This window comes from Streptomyces sp. NBC_01003 (genome assembly GCF_045162695.1).
In the GTDB taxonomy this organism is placed as follows: Bacteria; Actinomycetota; Actinomycetes; order Streptomycetales; family Streptomycetaceae; genus Streptomyces.
In genome coordinates this window covers 4,960,915-4,979,291 of the sequence record NZ_CP108707.1, presented here as the reverse complement: position 1 = coordinate 4,979,291, position 18,377 = coordinate 4,960,915, and the positions used below count along the sequence as shown (strand labels likewise).

The 18,377-nt window shown below is 70.7% G+C and carries 17 protein-coding genes; 14 read left to right on the top strand and 3 right to left on the bottom strand.

The features are described from left to right. Positions 1-18: 18 nt before the first annotated feature. Positions 19-999: an ATP-binding protein gene (locus OG698_RS22795; protein ID WP_406105056.1), complete on the bottom strand. Its 981-nt coding sequence runs from the start codon at positions 997-999 to the stop codon at positions 19-21. Between the two features lie 101 nt (positions 1,000-1,100). Here OG698_RS22795 and OG698_RS22790 point away from each other — a divergent pair, with 101 nt between their 5' ends. Further along, a complete protein-coding gene (locus tag OG698_RS22790) occupies positions 1,101-1,925 on the top strand; it encodes an oxidoreductase (protein WP_406105055.1) in 825 nt (274 codons plus the stop codon). 404 nt (positions 1,926-2,329) lie between these two features. Here the strand turns inward: OG698_RS22790 and OG698_RS22785 are convergent, their stop codons facing one another. Beyond that, complete coding sequence (locus OG698_RS22785) at positions 2,330-3,175, bottom strand: HAD family hydrolase (protein ID WP_406105054.1); 846 nt, start codon at positions 3,173-3,175, stop codon at positions 2,330-2,332. A gap of 588 nt (positions 3,176-3,763) precedes the next feature. Here OG698_RS22785 and ssd point away from each other — a divergent pair. The 7 genes from ssd to OG698_RS22750 all read left to right on the top strand — a co-directional run bounded on the left by ssd (position 3,764) and on the right by OG698_RS22750 (position 9,138). Continuing rightward, on the top strand, positions 3,764-4,885 hold the full coding sequence (gene ssd / locus OG698_RS22780) for a septum site-determining protein Ssd (RefSeq protein ID WP_406105053.1): 1,122 nt from the start codon (positions 3,764-3,766) through the stop codon (positions 4,883-4,885). 182 nt (positions 4,886-5,067) lie between these two features. Then, complete coding sequence (locus tag OG698_RS22775) at positions 5,068-6,213, top strand: TadA family conjugal transfer-associated ATPase (protein WP_406111222.1); 1,146 nt, start codon at positions 5,068-5,070, stop codon at positions 6,211-6,213. Between the two features lie 86 nt (positions 6,214-6,299). Continuing rightward, complete coding sequence (locus OG698_RS22770) at positions 6,300-7,211, top strand: type II secretion system F family protein (protein WP_406105051.1); 912 nt, start codon at positions 6,300-6,302, stop codon at positions 7,209-7,211. Beyond that, positions 7,208-7,984 carry a type II secretion system F family protein gene (locus tag OG698_RS22765; RefSeq protein WP_406105049.1) on the top strand — a complete coding sequence of 259 codons (777 nt, stop codon included), beginning with the start codon at positions 7,208-7,210 and terminating at the stop codon, positions 7,982-7,984. Before OG698_RS22770 ends, OG698_RS22765 begins: the two co-directional genes overlap by 4 nt. Positions 7,985-8,091: 107 nt before the next feature. After that, entirely contained in the window at positions 8,092-8,295 is a 204-nt protein-coding gene (locus tag OG698_RS22760) for a DUF4244 domain-containing protein (protein ID WP_406111220.1), read from the top strand. Positions 8,296-8,365: 70 nt separating this feature from the next. Continuing rightward, a complete protein-coding gene (locus OG698_RS22755) occupies positions 8,366-8,728 on the top strand; it encodes a TadE family type IV pilus minor pilin (protein ID WP_406105048.1) in 363 nt (120 codons plus the stop codon). Continuing rightward, positions 8,725-9,138 carry an Rv3654c family TadE-like protein gene (locus tag OG698_RS22750; RefSeq protein WP_406105047.1) on the top strand — a complete coding sequence of 138 codons (414 nt, stop codon included), beginning with the start codon at positions 8,725-8,727 and terminating at the stop codon, positions 9,136-9,138. Before OG698_RS22755 ends, OG698_RS22750 begins: the two co-directional genes overlap by 4 nt. A gap of 18 nt (positions 9,139-9,156) precedes the next feature. Here the strand turns inward: OG698_RS22750 and OG698_RS22745 are convergent, their stop codons facing one another. Next, positions 9,157-11,700, bottom strand: a complete 2,544-nt coding sequence (locus OG698_RS22745; protein ID WP_406105046.1) for a DEAD/DEAH box helicase — start codon at positions 11,698-11,700, stop codon at positions 9,157-9,159. An 80-nt stretch (positions 11,701-11,780) separates the two neighbouring features. On the opposite strand from OG698_RS22745, the gene bldG reads away from it, so the two are divergent. The 6 genes from bldG to OG698_RS22715 all read left to right on the top strand — a co-directional run bounded on the left by bldG (position 11,781) and on the right by OG698_RS22715 (position 18,360). Further along, positions 11,781-12,122: an anti-sigma factor antagonist BldG gene (gene bldG / locus OG698_RS22740; protein ID WP_003975386.1), complete on the top strand. Its 342-nt coding sequence runs from the start codon at positions 11,781-11,783 to the stop codon at positions 12,120-12,122. A gap of 97 nt (positions 12,123-12,219) precedes the next feature. Then, positions 12,220-12,657, top strand: coding sequence for an ATP-binding protein (locus OG698_RS22735; RefSeq protein ID WP_406105044.1), 438 nt, complete (start codon positions 12,220-12,222; stop codon positions 12,655-12,657). A 331-nt stretch (positions 12,658-12,988) separates the two neighbouring features. Next, positions 12,989-15,394, top strand: a complete 2,406-nt coding sequence (locus OG698_RS22730) for a sodium-translocating pyrophosphatase (protein ID WP_406105042.1) — start codon at positions 12,989-12,991, stop codon at positions 15,392-15,394. 218 nt (positions 15,395-15,612) lie between these two features. After that, positions 15,613-16,203 carry a small secreted protein gene (locus OG698_RS22725; RefSeq protein ID WP_406105040.1) on the top strand — a complete coding sequence of 197 codons (591 nt, stop codon included), beginning with the start codon at positions 15,613-15,615 and terminating at the stop codon, positions 16,201-16,203. 203 nt (positions 16,204-16,406) lie between these two features. Continuing rightward, positions 16,407-17,930, top strand: a complete 1,524-nt coding sequence (locus tag OG698_RS22720) for a methyltransferase (RefSeq protein WP_406105039.1) — start codon at positions 16,407-16,409, stop codon at positions 17,928-17,930. Between the two features lie 232 nt (positions 17,931-18,162). Beyond that, positions 18,163-18,360, top strand: a complete 198-nt coding sequence (locus OG698_RS22715; protein ID WP_329571660.1) for a hypothetical protein — start codon at positions 18,163-18,165, stop codon at positions 18,358-18,360. Positions 18,361-18,377 lie beyond the last annotated feature (17 nt).

Here is an 18,377-nt window from a genome sequence, read left to right as displayed (position 1 = left end):
CGGGTGGGGCCGCGCCGGTCAGGCGGTGGCGGTCACGCTCTCCTGGAGGACGAAGGCGGGGTCGACCTGGGCCGCCAGGTCGGCGCCCGTCTTCGCGTTGCCCCAACTCTGCGCGTTCTTCAGGTGGAAGTGGACCATCTGGCGTGTGTAGCGCTCCCAGTCCCGGCCCGCGTAGGCCGCGTCCGCGGCGGACCGGAGTGTGCGCAGGGCGGCCGCGTTCGGCTCTTCCAGGAGGTCGAACCGGGGAGGGCGGCCCTTCTCCATGGCGCGTACCCAGTCGGAGTGCCCGACGGTGACGAGCAGGTCGTCTCCCACCTGTGCGCGGAGGAAGTCGAGGTCGTCCTGGCCCTGCACCTTGTTCCCCACGACCTTCAGCGTGATGCCGAAGTCCCGTGCGTACTCCTTGTACTGGCGGTAGACCGAGACCCCCTTACGCGTCGGCTCGGCGACGAGGAACGTCATGTCGAAGCGGGTGAACATGCCGGAGGCGAAGGAGTCCGAACCGGCGGTCATGTCGACGACCACGTACTCGTCGCGGCCGTCGACGAGATGGTTCAGACACAGCTCCACCGCTCCGGTCTTGGAGTGGTAGCAGGAGACACCGAGGTCGGCTTCGGTGAAGGGGCCCGTGACCATCAAACGCACGGCCCCGCCGTCGAGTTCCAGGGGCCGGGCGCACGCGTCGTACACCGGGTTGTTCTCGCGTACCCGCAGAAGGCGCGAGCCCTCGCCGGGCGGAGTCGTCTTGATCATCGTGTCCGCGGAGGCGATCCGTGGATTCGAGCCGCGCAGGTACTCCTTGATGAGGGGGAGGCGTGCGCCCATGGCGGGCAGTTCGGCCGCCTGGTCGTCGTCGAGACCCAGCGCGGGCCCGAGGTGCTGGTTGATGTCGGCGTCCACCGCGATGACCGGGGCGCCCATGGCGGCGAGGTGACGGACGAAGAGCGAGGACAGCGTGGTCTTCCCGCTGCCGCCCTTACCCACGAAAGCGATCTTCATGTTCACCAAGGGTAGCGGGGTGGTTGCTGTTCGTGTCCGCCCTGCGTGAAGAAGACCACTCCTTCGTGGGGCGGGGCTCTGGACTGCGTAGGGTCGTACCCATGAGTACGACAGCCGACCCCCTTGCCGCCCTCGGGGCCCTTCCGGGCGTGGCCGACTCCGTGGACTCCGTGCGCAAGGCCGTGGACCGGGTCTACGGCCACCGGGTCATGCGGCGTCGCAGCCATGCGGTCACCTCCGAAGCCGCGCTGCGCGGCGCGCGCGGCAGCGCGGCGCTGTCCGGTGCCGACTGGCCGCTCGAAGAGGTGCGCAGGCGCTCCGACTTCAGCGGCGCGGGCGGGGACGAGGAGGCGCGCACCGTCGGCGCCGCCCTGCGGCTGACGGCGGAGGCGGGTCAGCTCCTGTCGATCTGGCGGCAGTCCCCACTGCGGGTGCTCGCACGTCTGCACCTCGTGGCGGCCGCCGACAACGGCGACACGGTGGGGCGCCCCCGGCAGGGTGGCGAGCCGGTCGACGAGCCGCTGGTCGAGCTGCCGCTGCCGGACGCGCAGGAAGTGGCGGGCCGGCTCGAAGGGCTCTCGGGGCTGATCATCGCGGGTGGCTCGGCTCCGGCCCTGGTCACCGCGGCCGTCGTGCACGGCGAACTGCTCGCACTGCGGCCCTTCGGGTCGCACAACGGGCTGGTCGCGCGCGCGGCCGAGCGCATCGTCCTGGTGGGAAGCGGTCTCGACCCCAAGTCGATCTGTCCGGCCGAGGTGGGGCATGCGGAGCAGGGCCGCGCCGAATATCTGGCCGCACTCGAGGGCTATGCGTCGGGCACCCCGGAAGGGGTTGCCGCGTGGATCGCGCACTGCGGGCGGTCCGTGGAGCTCGGTGTCAGAGAGTCGACGGCGGTGTGCGAGGCGCTCCAGCGCGGAGCGGCGTAGGCGCCGTAACGGGTTCCCGGAAAGTCCCTGAACAGGGTTGCGGCGGTACGAGTCCTCGTACCGCCGCTGGCATGTTCACCTGGTTACCAAGCGTCCTCGAAAGTTGCCCATCAGGTCGGGAACTTAGCCCGTGGCCTGGTGCGGCTGGCCCGTAATCGACGGGTCGACGTCGCGTGGGTGCCTGGTGTTCATGCTCGGTCCGTGGGGCCTTGGTTGCGTTTTAAGGTGATCCTCTCGGATGTCCCTTGGTCTCGCGGGCCGTTGCCTCATTTGTACTCCAGGAGTGGGGGAAGCGAAACCCCTGGCCGCACTTCTTTACTTTTGGGTTCAATTAGGGGCGAAACGGGCGGACGGGTGACGGGGTTGTTCCGCGGCCTTGCGGCGGGCCCGCATAAAGGGGCCGGTCAGCTGACCGTGGCGCGTCGGCGGCTGGCGTACCAGACCAGGCCCGCGGTCGCCGCAGCGGCGCCGACGGCGGCGGCAGCGACGAGGGCCGGCAGCGACGGTGCGGACAGAGAGGGCAGTCGCTGCTTGAGCCGGACGGGCCGGTTGAAGTCGAGAATCGGCCACTCTCGCGCGATGGCCTCACGGCGCAGCGCCCGGTCCGGATTGACCGCGAAGGGGTGGCCGACGGACTTCAGCATCGGCACATCGGTCGCCGAGTCGCTGTACGCGTAGCAGCGCGAGAGGTCGTACCCCTCGGACCGCGCGAGCTCCTCGATCGCCTCCGCCTTCGTCGGCCCGTACGCGTAGTACTCCACCTCACCCGTGAAGCAGCCGTCGTCGCCGACGACCATGCGCGTGGCCACCACGCGGTCCGCGCCGAGGAGTTCACCGATCGGCTCGACGACCTCCGCGCCGGACGTGGAGACGATCACCACGTCGCGCCCGGCGGTGTGGTGCTCCTCGATGAGTGACGCGGCCTCGTCGTAGATGATCGGGTCGATCAGGTCGTGGAGCGTCTCGGCGACCATCTCCTTCACCTGCTGCACGTTCCACCCGCGGCAGAGAGCCGAGAGGTACTCGCGCATCCGCTCCATCTGGTCGTGGTCGGCGCCGCCGGCGAGGAACACGAACTGCGCGTACGCGGTCCGCAGCACCGCCCTGCGGTTGATCAGCCCGCCTTGGTAGAACGACTTGCTGAAGGTGAGCGTGCTCGACTTCGCAATGACCGTCTTGTCCAGGTCAAAGAACGCGGCTGTGCGGGGCATCGAGTGCGTCAAGGAGTGGTTTTCCACAAGCCTGAGCATAGGCGCCCACCATTCGGCGTAAGCTTTGGCGCGTGGGTTTGCCTGAGAAGGCTCTCGGGTACACCATGGAAGTCACGGATCGTTCGCGACCGTGCTAACCCGGTCTGGCTCCTCCCCCCCCGAGTCGGACCGTGGGGACGACCCCCGCTCTCCCCCCCGGCGGGGGTCGTCGCATGTCCGGACCCACTTTGGGTCCGGACTTTTGCGTTCTCCACCCTGTTGTCGCCCCTCGCCGAGTCGCTGGCGCGCGGCTCCCCGCGCCTGATCTCCGTCACTGAGTGTAGTCGAGAGGCTGCTCTGCGGAAGGCCTGGAGGGTAGTTGAGGGGTCGCCCTAGATGGCACAAGTGATGTCACCGGTATGGGTGATGGGGATATTCACAAGCTCTCTCTTGTCCACAGTAATTGACCAAGATCCACACGATTTCCGGGATCGCTGCACGGTGATTCCACTCGCGAAGTCGGGACCGGTGTTCATTACCGGTTCCGTTCGCCGGTCGGGCCGCAGGACTGTCGGCCGGCCTGTGCTGCGCGAGGGGAATGGCCGGCTCGCAGGTGCGAGCGGGACAGCGAGAGAGGGGGCGGAAATCGTGGCGGGAGCCATCACATGCGACCGGGCGCCGGTCGCCGACGGGCGGCGGCGGACACCGCTGATCGTGACGGAGGACGTGGATCTGCTGGACGACCTGCTGCGGCTGTGTGCCGCGGCCGGCGCGCGGCCCGAGGTCCATCACGGGGTGCCGGAGCGCAGAGGGAGCTGGGAATCGGCGCCTCTGGTGCTGGTCGGGGACGACGCGGTCGAGCGGGTACGGGGTGTGGCGCGGCGGCGTGGCGTCGTGCTGGTGGGGCGTGACCAGGACGATTCGGGAGTGTGGCGGCGGGCCGTCGAGATCGGCGCCGACCATGTGCTGATGCTGCCGGACGGCGAGCAGTGGCTGATGGACCGCATCGCCGACGTGGCCGAAGGCGTGGGGAGGCCCGCGCTCACTGTCGGGGTGATCGGCGGGCGAGGCGGGGCCGGGGCGTCCACCCTGGCGAGCGCGCTCGCCGTGACCTCGGCGAGGACCGGGCGGCGCACCCTCCTCGTCGACGCGGATCCGCTCGGCGGTGGGCTCGATGTGCTGCTTGGCGGGGAGGCTGCAGAAGGGATGCGGTGGCCCGCGTTCGCGGAGTCGCGGGGGCGGGTCGCGGGTGGCGCGCTGGAGGAGTCGCTGCCCGAGCTGCACGCCCTGCGGGTGCTGAGCTGGGACCGGGGCGACACGGTGGCGGTCCCGCCTGAAGCCGTACGGGCGGTGCTGTCCGCGGCGCGACGGCGGGGCGGCGCGGTCGTCGTGGATCTGCCGCGCCGGGTCGACGAGGGGGCGGCCGAGGCGCTGGCCCAGCTGGATCTGGGGCTGCTTGTGGTGCCGCCGGAGCTGAGGGCCGTCGCGGCGGCGAAACGGGTTGCCTCCGGCGTGGGGATGGTGCTGCGGGATCTGCGCGTGGTGGTGGGGCCCTCGCGCGGGGGTGCGGCCGGCGTGCTCGATCCGGATGAGGTCGCACGGCTTCTCGGGCTTCCGCTGGTCGGTGAACTTCCGGCGGACGGCGCGCTGTTGGCCGCCGATGGGGGCGGACTGCCGCCGGGTGGTGCGGCGCGGGGGCCGCTCGCGCGGTTCTGCGCGGCGTTTTGGGAGCGGGTGCCGGTTGTGGCGACTGAGGGGGGTGGGGTGTGAGAGCGGGGGCGGCATGTCGGGGTGGGCGTGGGTGTGAGTGCGGGTGAGGTGCGGGTGTGGCGAGTCGAGGGGGGTGGGCTGTGAGTGCCGGTGTGGTGGGTGATGGCGGTGGGCGGCGTGTGAGCGGGGGTGTGGTCGGTGACGACGGTGCGCGGCGTGTGAGTGGGGTCGTGGGCGCGCGCATGTTGGACGGGGTGCGGCAGTGGCTCGCGGAGAACGGTGCGGAGGCGACCCCCGCGCGGGTCGCGGAGGCGCTTCGGGCTCAAGGGAAGCTTCTCGGGGACGCCGAAGTATTGGGTGCGGCCGGTCAGCTGCGCTCGGAACTCGTGGGCACGGGACCGCTTGAGCCCCTGCTCGCCGATCCGTCGGTGACCGACGTGCTGGTGTCCGCGCCCGACCGGGTGTGGGTGGACCGGGGCGGTGGCCTGGAGCTGACGGGCGTGTCGTTCGAGAGCACCTCAACCGTACGGAGGCTCGCGCAACGGCTCGCGGCGGTGGCCGGGCGGCGCCTGGACGACGCGAGGCCGTGGGTGGACGCCCGGCTGCCGGACGGGACCCGCCTCCACGCCGTCCTGCCGCCCGTCGCCGTCGGCTGTGCCTGCCTGTCGCTGCGGGTGGTCCGGCCGCGTGCCTTCACGCTGGAGGAGCTCGTGACGGCGGGCACGGTGCCGCCCGGCGGGGACCGGGTGCTCAGGGCCCTTCTCGATGCCCGGCTGTCGTTCCTGATCAGCGGTGGTACGGGGTCCGGTAAGACGACGCTCCTGAGCGCGTTGCTCGGCCTGGTGGGGCCGGGGGAGCGCGTGGTGCTCGCCGAGGACTCCGCCGAGCTGCGGCCCGACCATCCACACGTGGTGCGGCTTGAGGCGCGGCCCGCCAATCAGGAAGGGGCTGGGCTCGTGGCCCTGGACGACCTGGTGCGTCAGGCGCTGCGTATGAGGCCGGACCGCCTGGTGGTGGGCGAGGTGCGGGGCCCGGAGGTCGTGGCGCTCCTCGCCGCGTTGAACACGGGGCACGAGGGGGGCTGCGGCACGGTCCACGCGAACGCCGCCCATGACGTGCCCGCCCGCCTGGAGGCTCTGGGGACGGCGGCCGGCCTCGATCGCGGTGCCCTGCACAGCCAGTTGGCGGCGGCCCTGTCGGTGGTTCTTCACCTCGTACGGGACCGGAGGGGCCGGCGTCGCATCGCCGAGGTCCATGTCCTGGAACGTGACGCGGCCGGCTGGGTGGTCACGGTGCCGGCGCTGCGGTGGGGCGAGGGGGAGTTCGTGCGGGAGCGGGGGTGGGCGCGGTTGCGGGAGCTGCTCGGGGAGTTCGTGGAGGGGGGTTAGGCGGGTTGGGGCTGGGGTGGGGGTCGGGTCGGGGTGGTTGGGCGGCGGCGGGGCGCTGGGTGGGGCGTGGGCTGGTGCGAGGGGTGATGTCCGTGGAGGGGGCGGTTGTTGTGGTTGTGGTTGGGGCGGTGGGGGGCGGTGTGGGGCCTGGTTGTGCGGCTCTGGTCTGTGTGGGGGCGGCGGCCTGGGTTGCCGGTGGTGGGCACGAGCGTGAGGCGCGGCGGGCGAGGGAGTTGCTGGGTTCCGGCGGTGGTGTGCCGTGGGGCGCGCAGGCGTGGCGTGTGGGTCGGGCGCGGTGGCGGGAGCTGTGGGAGTGGTGGGTGCTGGTCGTAGGGGCCGTGCTCGCGGCCCTCGGGGCTTCCGTGGTGCCGCTGGTGGTGGGTGCCGCGGGGGTGCCTCTGGCGGCGCGGGTGCGGCAGGACCGGGAGGCGCGACGGGTGCGGGAGCGCCGGGCGGACGCGGTGATCTCGCTGTGCGGGGTGCTGGCGGGGGAGGTGCGAGCGGGGCGGCAGCCGGGGGAGGCACTGATCGTGGCGGTGCGTGAGGAGGGCGAGACGAGAGCGGGCGGCTCGGGCGCCGGCGATGGGGCGGTCGTGGCTGCTGCCCGGTTCGGAGGGGACGTGCCGGGGGCTTTGCGGGAGGCGGCGCGGGCGCCGGGGGCCGAGGGGCTGTTGGGGCTCGCGGCGTGCTGGCGGGTGGCGGTGGACCGGGGTGCGGGCCTGGCGGCCGGGCTGGAGCGTCTCGCGGACGCGCTGCGGGCCGAGCGGGACCAAAGGGCTGACCTGCGCGCTCAGTTGGCCGGGTCGCGGTCGACGGCGGTGATGCTCGCGGGGCTTCCCGTCCTGGGGCTGTTGCTGGGGAGCGTGCTCGGGGCCCGGCCGCTGAGGGTGCTGCTGCACACCGGGGCGGGGTTCGGGTGCCTGCTGGTGGGTGGGGTGTTGGAGGGAGCGGGGCTGTGGTGGGCGCTGCGGATCGTACGGGGAGCGGAGGAGCGATGAACGTTGTCCACAGGCTGGGGCTCGTGCTGTGTGTCGTGACGGGCTTGGGGTGGTTCGTGCATGAGGTGGCGGTACGGCGCAGGGAACGGGCGCTGCTGCGGAGGTTGAACGCCCTGCTGGAGGCGGTGACTGAGAAGCCGGCGGGGCGGGGCGTGGATGTGCGGGGTGCCATTGGCAGGTGGGGACCGTCAGCGGGGGCGGTCTGTGCCGGATACGTGCTGGTGGGCGGGGTGGCCGGGTTGCTGTTGGGGCTGGTCGCGGCGTTCGGGGTGTGGAGGTGGAGGCGAAGGGCTCGCGCGGCGGCCGACGGGACGGCGTCTTCGGCGGCCCAGGCACGTCGGCAGCTGCCGCTGGCCGCTGATCTGTTGGCCGCGTGCATCGCCGCCGGGGCCGATCCCGTGCGGGCGGCGAGGGCTGTGGGGGAGTCGCTGGGTGGCCCGGTCGGCGAGGTTCTGGCGCGGGGTGCGGCCCAGGTGCGGCTCGGTGGTGAACCGCGTGCTGCGTGGCGGCAGTTGGCGTCGATGCCGGGGGCCGGTGCGCTGGCCGGACTCCTTGAGCGGGCCGGTGATTCAGGCGCCCCGGCCGCGGAGCCGGTCGCGCGGCTGGCCGCGGAGGCCCGGGCCGAGCGAGGGCGTGCGACCACCGCGGTGGCGCGCCGGGCGGCCGTGCTGATCACGGCGCCGGTGGGCCTGTGCTTCCTGCCCGCGTTCGTGGCCATCGGAGTGCTGCCTGTGGTGATCGGGGTGGCCGGCGGGCTGTTGGGAGGTCGGTGAGAGGCCGCGGGGGAGGCCGGGCCGGTGCGTGGCCCGGCGCGAGTTCGGCGGACGTCGTGTGGACGTCGGTCGGTGACGAACTTCAGAGGAATTCCATGGGGGTTGAGATGTACGGAGTGATGCGGGCGCGTGCCCGGATGTGGGTGCGTCGGATGCGTGCGGCGAGGCGGGACGCGGGGATGGTCACGTCGGAGTACGCGATGGGGCTGATTGCGGCGGTCGGGTTCGCCGGACTGCTGCTGAAGGTGCTGACCAGCGGACAGGTGCAGGCCGCGCTTCAGGGGATCGTCGAGAAGGCGCTCCATGGGTAGGGCCGGCCGGCGTAGGCCACGGGCTGGTGAGCGGCAGGCCGGTACGCGAAGCGCCGGTGACCAGGGCTTCGTGACGGCAGAGGCGGCCGTTGTGCTGCCGGTGCTCGTGACCTTCACACTGGCGCTGGTCTGGGCGCTGATGGCCGCGTCCGCGCAGATCCAGTGTGTGGACGCGGCGAGGGCGGGCGCCAGGGCGATTGCCCGGCAAGACCCGCAGGGGGCGGCCGTGGAGTCGGCGAAGAGGGTCGCGCCGCGTGGCGCGAAGGTCGCCGTGAGCCGGGAGGGCGACCTGGTCCGGGTCGCGGTCGAGGCGGCGGCACCGGGGCCTGGCGTGCTGAACGTCCGCCTACAGGCCGACGCGGTTGCGTTGGCGGAGGAGACGGTGGGGACGGCCGACGTAGCCGGGACAGCGGAGGCGGTGGGTGATTCATGAGGCGGCGGAAGGCGTCCGGGGACCGGGGTTCCGCGACCGTGTGGGCCGTGATGGCGATGGCCGCGCTCGGGCTGGTCTTCGGGTGCGTACTGACCATGGGGCAGGCCGTCGTAGTGCGCCACCGGGCGGGTGGGGCCGCCGACCTGGCGGCTCTCGCGGCCGCCGATCACTGGATGGAGGGCAGGAAGGAGGCCTGCGCCCACGCGGCCCGGGTGGCGGCCGCACAGGACACACGGCTCGTGCGGTGCGCGGTGTACGGGGAAGTGTCCGACGTCACCGCGGCGGCCGACGCGGCGCCGCTGACCGCGCAGGTCAGGGCCAGGGCGGGCCCCGCAGGACCCGTGGCGCCCGGGGTCCCGACCGGCCCAGCTGGTCCGACGGATCCGGCCGGCCCCGCGGATCCTGGGTGATGGGCCTCGCAGGATCAGTCAGCCGGCGTCCTGACCTGGTTCCTGATCCTGCGATGTCGGCCGCCTCTCGGACGCAGCCTCCAGAGATGCCGACGCCGGTGTCGGGGCCCCCGCCGCTGGCGCGTCCCTGAGCAGGACCTTCAGCAGCCGTACCGCGCCGCGCTTGTGGAGAGGGTCGTTGCCGTTGCCGCACTTGGGCGACTGGATGCAGGACGGGCAGCCCGCCTCGCACTCGCAGGAGGAGATCGCTTCGAGGGTGGCCGTGAGCCACTCGCGGGCCGTGTGGAACGCGCGCTCTGCGAATCCCGCGCCGCCGGGATGGCCGTCGTACACGAAGACCGTGGGCAGCAGGGTGTCCGGGTGGAGGGGGATGGAGACACCGCCGATGTCCCAGCGGTCGCAGGTGGCGAACAGCGGCAGCATGCCGATGGAGGCATGTTCGGCGGCGTGCAGCGCGCCGCCGAGGATCTCCGGGTTCACGCGGGCCGCGTCGAGTTGGTCCTCCGTCACCGTCCACCACACGGCGCGGGTGCGGAGGGTGCGGGGAGGGAGGTCGAGCTTGGTCTCGCCCAGGACTTCACCGGTGATGAGGCGGCGGCGCAGGAAGGAGACGACCTGGTTGGTGACTTCGACGGAGCCGTAGCACAACCGGCCGTCGCCCCAAGGGACTTCGATGTCCCTCTCCAGTACGGAGATGGCAGTGGTGTCGCGGGCGGTCGTCGAGTAGGTCGGGTTGGCCTCCTCGACGAGGGCGACCGAGTCCTCCAGGTCCAGGTGCTTCACCAGATAGGTGCGGCCCTGGTGGAGGTGGACCGCGCCGTCGTGGACGGTCGTGTGCGCCGAGCCGGCGTCCACGGTGCCCAGGAGGCGTCCCGTACCGGCCTCGACGATCTGGACGGGGCTGCCGCCGTCGCCGCGGATGTCCGTCAGATCGGCGGCGCGTTCGCGGCGGGTCCAGTGCCAGGCCTTGGTGCGGCGGCGCAGCAGCTTCGCGTCCTCCAGCTGGGGGAGCAGCTCGGCGGTGGTCGGGCCGAACAGGGGCAAGTCGTCGTCGGTGAGCGGGAGTTCGGCGGCTGCCGCACACAGGTGGGGGGCGAGGACGTACGGGTTGTCGGGGTCCAGGACCGTGGACTCCACCGGCTGGTCGAAGAGGGCTTCGGGGTGGTGGACGAGATACGTGTCCAGGGGGTCGTCGCGGGCGACGAGGACGGCGAGCGCGCCCTGACCCGACCGTCCCGCGCGGCCCGCCTGCTGCCACAGCGACGCCCTGGTGCCCGGATAGCCGGCGATGACGACGGCGTCCAACCCCGAGACGTCGATGCCGAGTTCGAGGGCGGTGGTGGCGGCCAGGCCGAGGAGTTCGCCGGAGTGCAGGGCGCGTTCGAGGGCGCGGCGTTCCTCGGGCAGGTAGCCGCCGCGGTAGGCGGCGACGCGGCGGGCGAGGGAGCGGTCGATCTCGGCGAGACGTTCCTGGGCGATCACCGAGATCAGCTCGGCGCCGCGCCGGGAGCGTACGAAGGCGACGGAGTGGACGCCCTGCAGGGTCAGGTCCGTCAGCAGGTCCGCCGTCTCGGCGGTGGCGGTGCGGCGGACGGGGGCGCCCTTCTCGCCGTGGAGCTCGGTGAGAGGGGGTTCCCAGAGGGCGAAGACGAGCTCTCCGCGGGGCGAGGCGTCGTCGGCGATCTCGACGACCGGGAGACCCGTCAGGCGCTCAGCAGCGACGGCCGGGTCGGCGGCGGTGGCGGACGCCAGCAGGAACACGGGTTCCGAGCCGTAGCGGGCGCACAGGCGGCGCAGACGGCGCAGGACCTGGGCGACGTGGGACCCGAAGACGCCGCGGTAGGTGTGGCACTCGTCGATGACGACGTACTTGAGCGACTTGAGGAAGGAGGACCAGCGGGGGTGCGAGGGCAATATCCCGCGGTGCAGCATGTCGGGGTTGGTCAGGACGTAGTTGGCGTACTGCCGCACCCACTCGCGTTCCTCGACGGGGGTGTCGCCGTCGTAGACCGCGGGGCGGATCGCCGTGCCGAGCGGTTGTGAAAGTTCCTTCACCGATCTGCACTGGTCCGCGGCGAGCGCTTTCGTCGGCGCGAGGTAGAGCGCGGTCGCGCCACGCCCGTTCGGGGCCTCGGAGCCGTCGAGGAGCCGGGAGAGCACCGGGACGAGGTACGCCAGGGACTTTCCGGAGGCGGTTCCGGTGGACACGACGACCGACTCGCCGTCCATCGCGTGCTCGGCGGCGAGTGCCTGATGGGCCCAGGGATGCTCGATTCCGGCCGACTGGACGGCGGCGAGGACTTCAGATCGGATGCGGTCGGGCCATACGGCATGACGACCCGGTCGAGGGGGCAAGTGCTCCGTATGAGTGATGCGCGAAGCCCGGCTCGGACCCGAGGCGAGCCGGTCGAGAATCGCCCCTGGAGAGGGGCGGGAAGCGGTGTCCGCCGCGGGTTGTCCGGGGCGGTGATTCTTGGCCATCGGCACCGAGTGTGTCACTGGCGTGACGGACAATGCTCCTAAGGCGTCGTGCACGCCTGCCGGTAAGTGATTGAATGCCATCGCGGCTGGCGATCCGTCCCGGGGGCTCTGCCGAGGTGTCCCGAGGGACGACCGCTCGATAGCAAGGTGCTGGAGGATCCGTGGACCTGTCCCTGTCGACCCGTACCGTCGGCGATCGTACGGTCGTCGAGGTCGGTGGCGAAATCGATGTATATACCGCGCCCAAGCTGCGAGAGCAGCTGGTCGAGCTGGTGAACGACGGCAGCTTCCACCTTGTCGTCGACATGGAGGGAGTCGATTTCCTCGACTCCACCGGGCTCGGCGTACTGGTGGGCGGTCTGAAGCGAGTGCGGGCCCATGAGGGCTCGCTGCGACTGGTCTGCAACCAGGAGCGCATTCTCAAGATCTTCCGTATCACCGGCCTGACCAAGGTGTTCCCCATCCACACCTCGGTCGAGGAAGCCGTAGCGGCTACCGACTGATCGGTCACCGGCCCACAGGCCGGTGGCTGAGCGGAAGTGGGGGCCGGGCCGATGGCCCGGTCCCTTCAGAGCACGTCCGTACATCCGAGGGGGATGCATGGCCACCGTCGAACTCCGATTCAGCGCGCAGCCCGAGCACGTCAGAACCGCCCGTCTGGTGGCGGCCGCGGTGGCGCGCAGGGCCGGAGTGGACGAGGCCGTGCTCGACGAGGTCAGGCTCGCTGTCGGCGAGGCCTGCAGCCGCGCCGTCGGTCTTCACCGGAGCAGCGGTATCGCTGCACCCGTTCGGGTCCTTCTCACCGAGGAGGAGAAGCAGTTCTCCATCGAGGTCGGGGACGAGGCTCCGCGGAGCGTTCCCGGCGATCAATCGTCCGGCGCGCCCGGCGGGTCGGACGATCTGGCGGCGGAGGGCGAGGACGACATGGGCCTCGCCGTCATCAGTGGCCTCGTCGACGATGTGGAGGTCACCGCGGACGAGTCCGGTGGACTCATTCGGATGACTTGGCCGACCACGCCGACGACTCTTCCGTCCTGACGCGGTCCCCCCGGCGTCCACGCAACGCCCCCTGATCCACCCGTCCGTGGCTCCGCTCGGCGTTGCCCCCATGTGATCGTTTCTGCTTCCAGGCCCTGCCCTCACCCCGGTGAGCAGGGCCTATTTGCATTCCCTAGATCGTCGATCATAATTGGATCAAGCCTCAATGCTTTCAGGGCATTACTGCTTCTTGTGCGCCCATCGTGTTGGACGATCATTTGCCGGGTAGTAACGGATGGCAAATTCCGTTTCTCGCGCACTGTTTTGATCAGGCGCCGCTCCCTACAATCCGTCCACATCTTGAGCTCAGCCCAAGCGTCAAGGAGGACGAATGGCGGGGCTTTCTACCCCTCAAGCGTTTGACCACCCCTCAACCTTCGCAGCCGCGGTCCTGACCGACGACAACCGGCTCATCGTCATGGTGATCGGCATCGTCGCGCTCGCCGCCCTCGTGGTGGCCGCAGTGCTCGTACGCCAGGTGCTGGCGGCAGGCGAGGGCACCGACAGCATGAAGAAGATCGCGGCAGCGGTCCAGGAAGGCGCGAATGCCTATCTCGGGCGGCAGCTGCGGACCCTCGCGGTATTCGCCGTCGTGGTGTTCTTCCTGCTCATGCTGCTGCCCGCGGACGATTGGAATCAGCGAGCCGGGCGTTCGATCTTCTTCTTGATCGGCGCGGTGTTCTCGGCCACCACCGGATACATCGGAATGTGGCTGGCGGTGCGCAGCAATGTGCGCGTCGCAGCCGCGGCCAGGGAGGCCACACCGGCGGAAGGCGAGCCGGAAAAGGATCTCACCGCTGTCTCGCACAAGGCCATGAAGATCGCTTTTCGCACGGGTGGCGTAGTCGGCATGTTCACGGTGGGGCTGGGTCTGCTCGGCGCCTCCTGTGTCGTGCTGGTCTACGCGGCCGACGCGCCGAAGGTCCTCGAAGGATTTGGCCTCGGTGCGGCGCTCATCGCGATGTTCATGCGTGTCGGAGGCGGCATCTTCACCAAGGCCGCCGACGTCGGCGCCGACCTGGTCGGCAAGGTCGAAAAGGGCATTCCGGAGGATGATCCGCGTAATGCCGCGACCATCGCCGACAACGTGGGCGACAATGTCGGCGACTGTGCCGGTATGGCCGCCGACCTCTTCGAGTCGTACGCCGTCACGCTGGTCGCCGCGCTGATCCTCGGCAAGGCGGCCTTCGGCGACTCCGGGCTCGCCTTCCCGCTGATCGTTCCCGCGATCGGCGTAGTGACGGCGATGATCGGCATCTTCGCCGTGGCGCCGCGCCGGTCCGACCGCAGCGGCATGAGTGCCATCAACCGCGGATTCTTCATCTCCGCGGTCATCTCGCTCGCCCTTGTGGCCGTAGCCGTCTACACCTATTTGCCGGGGACGTATGCCGAGCTCAACGGCATCACCGACGCGGCGATCAAGGTGAAGGACGGCGATCCGCGGATCCTGGCCCTCATCGCCGTGGCGATCGGCATCGTGCTCGCCGCGCTGATCCAGCAGCTCACGGGCTACTTCACCGAGACCAGCCGGCGCCCGGTGCGCGACATCGGCAAGTCGTCGCTCACCGGACCCGCCACCGTCGTGCTCGCCGGAATCTCCGTCGGCCTCGAATCGGCCGTCTACACCGGCCTGTTGATCGGTCTCGGCGTGTACGGGGCGTTCCTGCTCGGCGGCACGTCGATCATGCTGGCGCTGTTCGCCGTCGCCCTCGCGGGCACGGGCCTGCTGACCACGGTCGGCGTCATCGTCGCCATGGACACCTTCGGACCCGTCTCCGACAACGCGCAGGGCATCGCCGAGATGTCCGGCGACGTGACGGGATCGGGCGCGCAGGTCCTCACCGACCTGGACGCCGTGGGCAACACGACCAAGGCCATCACCAAGGGAATCGCCATCGCCACGGCCGTACTCGCGGCCGCGGCGCTCTTCGGGTCCTACCGTGACGCGATCGTCTCCGCCGCCCAGGACGTCGGCGAGAAGGTCGGCGACGGCGGCCCGATGAACCTCGTGATGGACATCTCGCAGCCCAACAATCTGGTGGGTCTGATCGCCGGCGCCGCAGTCGTCTTCCTCTTCTCCGGGCTCGCGATCAACGCGGTGTCGAGGTCTGCGGGTGCTGTGGTCTACGAGGTGCGGCGGCAGTTCCGCGAACACCCCGGGATCATGGACTACACGGAGACGCCGGAGTACGGGCGCGTCGTCGACATCTGTACGAAGGACGCACTGCGGGAGTTGGCCACGCCGGGTCTGCTCGCCGTTCTCGCGCCCATCTCGATCGGCTTCACGCTCGGCGTCGGTGCCCTCGGTTCGTTCCTTGCCGGCGCGATCGGCACCGGCACGTTGATGGCGGTCTTCCTCGCCAACTCCGGTGGCGCGTGGGACAACGCGAAGAAGCTCGTCGAGGACGGGCACTTCGGCGGCAAGGGCAGCGAGGCCCACGCCGCGACCGTCATCGGCGACACGGTCGGCGACCCGTTCAAGGACACGGCCGGGCCCGCGATCAACCCGCTGCTGAAGGTGATGAACCTGGTGGCGCTCCTCATCGCGCCCGCGGTCGTCAAGTTCAGCTACGGGGCGGACGCGAGCCTGGGCGTACGGATCGTCGTCGCCGTGCTGTCGATCGGCGTGATCGTCGGTTCCGTTTACGTCTCCAAGAGGCGCGGCATCGCGGTCGGCGACGACGACAACTCCGACCACGTACCGAAGCAGCCGGCGGACCCGGCGGTGGTTTCCTGACCCCGGGTTTCACCTGGTCAGGTACGGCCGCGAGCTCAACGGGCGGGCGGGCAGCGCGTATTGACGCGCTGCCCGCCCGCCCGTGTCAGGTGACGGCCCTTCAGTGAGGCTTATCTCTCTTGGTGCAAATGGCTACAAAAAGTCGATGAAGCACCCATAGCGGACGTTCGGCATGCGATTGTCGCCCACTTGGCGTGTATGTTCCGGGGCCGAGAGCCATGGAAGGGACCAATCCGGTGAACAAGAAGCTTGCAGCCGCACTGTCCAGCGGTGCGGTACTGGTGCTTGCGCTGTCGGGATGCAGCAGCGACGACGGCAACGAGAAGCTGGACTCCTGGGCCAAGACGGTCTGTGACGCGGTCCAGCCGCAGGCCAAGAAGATCGAGAACGCCAACGCCGCGATCCAGAAGGAGACGTCGGACAACAGCAAGCCCGCGGACGTCCAGAGCACCGACTCGCAGGCCTTCCAGGACATGTCCGACGCCTACAAGGCGATCGGTTCGGCCGTGGACAACGCGGGCGCCCCGCCGGTCGACGGCGGCGACAAGAAGCAGAAGGACGCGGTCAAGGAGCTCAACGGGATCTCGGCCTCGTACGCGGATCTGAAGAAGCAGGTCGACAAGCTCGACACCAAGGACCAGGCGAAGTTCGCCGACGGCCTCAAGGGCATCGCGGGCGAGCTCGACAAGCTGAGCCAGAGCGGGAGCGACGCGCTCAAGAAGCTGGAGGAGGGCGACGTCGGCGAGGCGATGGCGAAGCAGGACAGCTGCAAGAGCGCGTCCGCTTCCCCGGCTCCCTCCAAGAGCTGACGGCAGGTGAGCTGATTCCGGATGCCGGCCCAGGTGGGCCGGCATCGGGAGCTCGCTCCGGAAGCTCGCTCCGGAAGCCTGCTCCACGCGGGCTGCCTCGGTGCGCTGACGTTTTCCCTCGTGTCCCCGGTGCCGTCTTCACGCGGTGCCGGGGACACGTCGTATGTGGGTGGCCATCGGGGGTCCGGGGTGACAATGGGGGCGTGAGTAGCTCCAGTCTGTCCAAGTTGCCGTCCATTGACCGTGACGATGTCGCCGCCCGGCTGCGTGAGTCCCTGCTGGGGGCCGAGTTCACCGCCGACGGCCTGCTCGAGCTGCTCGGGGCGCCGGCCTACGCGGCGCTCGCGCGGAGCGAGACCGTCCCCGCCCTGCGGGCGACCCGCGGGGACAGCCCGTTGGAGACGCTCGTACGGCTGTTCCTGTTGCAGCAGCCCGCGGAGTACGCGCGCGTGGCGGCCGTTCTGCCCGTCGAGGAGTGCCTGGAGAGCGGGTGGCTGACGCCCGCCGGCGATGACGAGGTCGTCGCGGCCGTCGACGTACGGCCGTACGGGGGGCCCGACGGCGAGGACTGGTTCATCGTGTCCGACCTCGGGTGCGCCGTCGGCGGCGCCGGAGGCATCGGCAGCCGCGCCGAGGGCGTCGTCCTGGGCGTCGGCGGCGCGTCCACGACGCTGTCCGGAATCACCGTGCGTACGCCCGTGGAGAGCGCCCTCGACCTCGGTACGGGCTCCGGGATCCAGGCCCTGCACGCCACCCGGCACGCCACGCGTGTCGTCGCCACCGACCTCAACCCGCGCGCCCTCCACACGACGGCGCTGACCCTCGCCCTCTCCGGCGCAGGCCCCGCGGACCTGCACGAGGGCTCGCTGTTCGAGCCCGTGGGCGACGAGACGTACGACCTGATCGTGTCGAATCCGCCCTTCGTCATCTCGCCGGGTGCGCGGCTGACGTATCGGGACGGCGGGATGGCCGGGGACGATCTGTGCCGCACGCTCGTTCAGGAGGCGGGGGCACGACTGAACGAGGGCGGGTACGCGCAGTTTCTCGCCAACTGGCAGCACGTCGACGGGGAGGAGTGGACCGACCGGCTCCGGTCCTGGGTGCCGCGCGGGTGCGACGCATGGGTCGTGCAGCGCGAGGTGCAGGACATCACGCAGTACGCCGAGTTGTGGCTGCGGGACGCCGGGGATCACCTCACGGATCCGGCGGAGTACGCGGCGCTGTACGACGCGTGGCTCGACGAGTTCGAGGCACGCAAGGTGCGTGGCGTCGGATTCGGCTGGATCACGCTGCGCAAGGCGCCGGAGGACGCCGAGCCGTCCGTCACGCTGGAGGAGTGGCCGCACTCCGTCGAACAACCCCTCGGGGACACGGTGCGGGCGCACTTCGAGCGCCTCGACTATCTGCGCACGCACGACGACGCCGCCCTGCTCGGCGCCCACTTCAAGCTCGCGGGTGAGGTCGTGCAGGAGCAGGTCGGGCTGCCAGGGGCCGAGGACCCGGAGCATGTGGTGCTGCGCCAGCACCGCGGGATGCGCCGGGCCACGAAGGTGGACACGATCGGCGCCGGGTTCGCGGGCGTCTGTGACGGCACGCTCAGCGCCGGCCGGATCCTCGACGCCATCGCGCAACTGGTCGGGGAGGACCCGGTCTTGCTGCGGGACCGCACGCCCGCGCAGATCAGGATGCTCGTCGAGCAGGGGTTCCTGGAGCCGGCTCAGGTCTGACGCGCGGGGCTGAGGCGATTCCGCTTTTCTTTCCGAAGATCTCGGGAGATCTCGGAAGATCTTCAGGCAGGACTCTGAAGATCTTCCGAGAGACCTCAAAAGATCTCCGGTGGCGCCCCGCGACATCGTTGCCAAAGGCATGCGTGGCGGTCGTTCACCCGGGGTTCGTCCTGTCGTCTCCCGCGCGTGTCAGCCTCACCGGCCTGGGGACCCAGCACCGGGAGGAAAAGCCATGGAGAGCGGACCAGCGATCTTCGCCGGGACCGTGTTCACGCTGTTCGGGGCAGGACTGCTGCTGTGGACCGGGGTGCGTGTCATGCACCGCGCACCCGTCGCCGACGGTGTGAACCCCGTCGCATCGGCGACGCTCGCCACCCTGGCCTCGGTGGCCTCCCTGGTACTCGGGGTGTGGTGCTTCGGCCGGTTCTGAGCGGCGTCCCGCAGGGG

Excerpts from the sequence above, each read along its gene's own strand:
- OG698_RS22795 (WP_406105056.1), bottom strand. The coding sequence starts at position 999 with ATGAAGATCGCTTTCGTGGGTAAGGGCGGCAGCGGGAAGACCACGCTG.
- OG698_RS22790 (WP_406105055.1), top strand. The coding sequence starts at position 1,101 with ATGAGTACGACAGCCGACCCCCTTGCCGCCCTCGGGGCCCTTCCGGGC.
- OG698_RS22785 (WP_406105054.1), bottom strand. The coding sequence starts at position 3,175 with ATGCTCAGGCTTGTGGAAAACCACTCCTTGACGCACTCGATGCCCCGC.
- OG698_RS22775 (WP_406111222.1), top strand. The coding sequence starts at position 5,068 with ATGTTGGACGGGGTGCGGCAGTGGCTCGCGGAGAACGGTGCGGAGGCG.
- OG698_RS22770 (WP_406105051.1), top strand. The coding sequence starts at position 6,300 with ATGTCCGTGGAGGGGGCGGTTGTTGTGGTTGTGGTTGGGGCGGTGGGG.
- OG698_RS22765 (WP_406105049.1), top strand. The coding sequence starts at position 7,208 with ATGAACGTTGTCCACAGGCTGGGGCTCGTGCTGTGTGTCGTGACGGGC.
- OG698_RS22760 (WP_406111220.1), top strand. The coding sequence starts at position 8,092 with ATGTACGGAGTGATGCGGGCGCGTGCCCGGATGTGGGTGCGTCGGATG.
- OG698_RS22750 (WP_406105047.1), top strand. The coding sequence starts at position 8,725 with ATGAGGCGGCGGAAGGCGTCCGGGGACCGGGGTTCCGCGACCGTGTGG.
- OG698_RS22745 (WP_406105046.1), bottom strand. The coding sequence starts at position 11,700 with ATGGCATTCAATCACTTACCGGCAGGCGTGCACGACGCCTTAGGAGCA.
- OG698_RS22735 (WP_406105044.1), top strand. The coding sequence starts at position 12,220 with ATGGCCACCGTCGAACTCCGATTCAGCGCGCAGCCCGAGCACGTCAGA.
- OG698_RS22730 (WP_406105042.1), top strand. The coding sequence starts at position 12,989 with ATGGCGGGGCTTTCTACCCCTCAAGCGTTTGACCACCCCTCAACCTTC.
- OG698_RS22725 (WP_406105040.1), top strand. The coding sequence starts at position 15,613 with ATGGAAGGGACCAATCCGGTGAACAAGAAGCTTGCAGCCGCACTGTCC.
- OG698_RS22715 (WP_329571660.1), top strand. The coding sequence starts at position 18,163 with ATGGAGAGCGGACCAGCGATCTTCGCCGGGACCGTGTTCACGCTGTTC.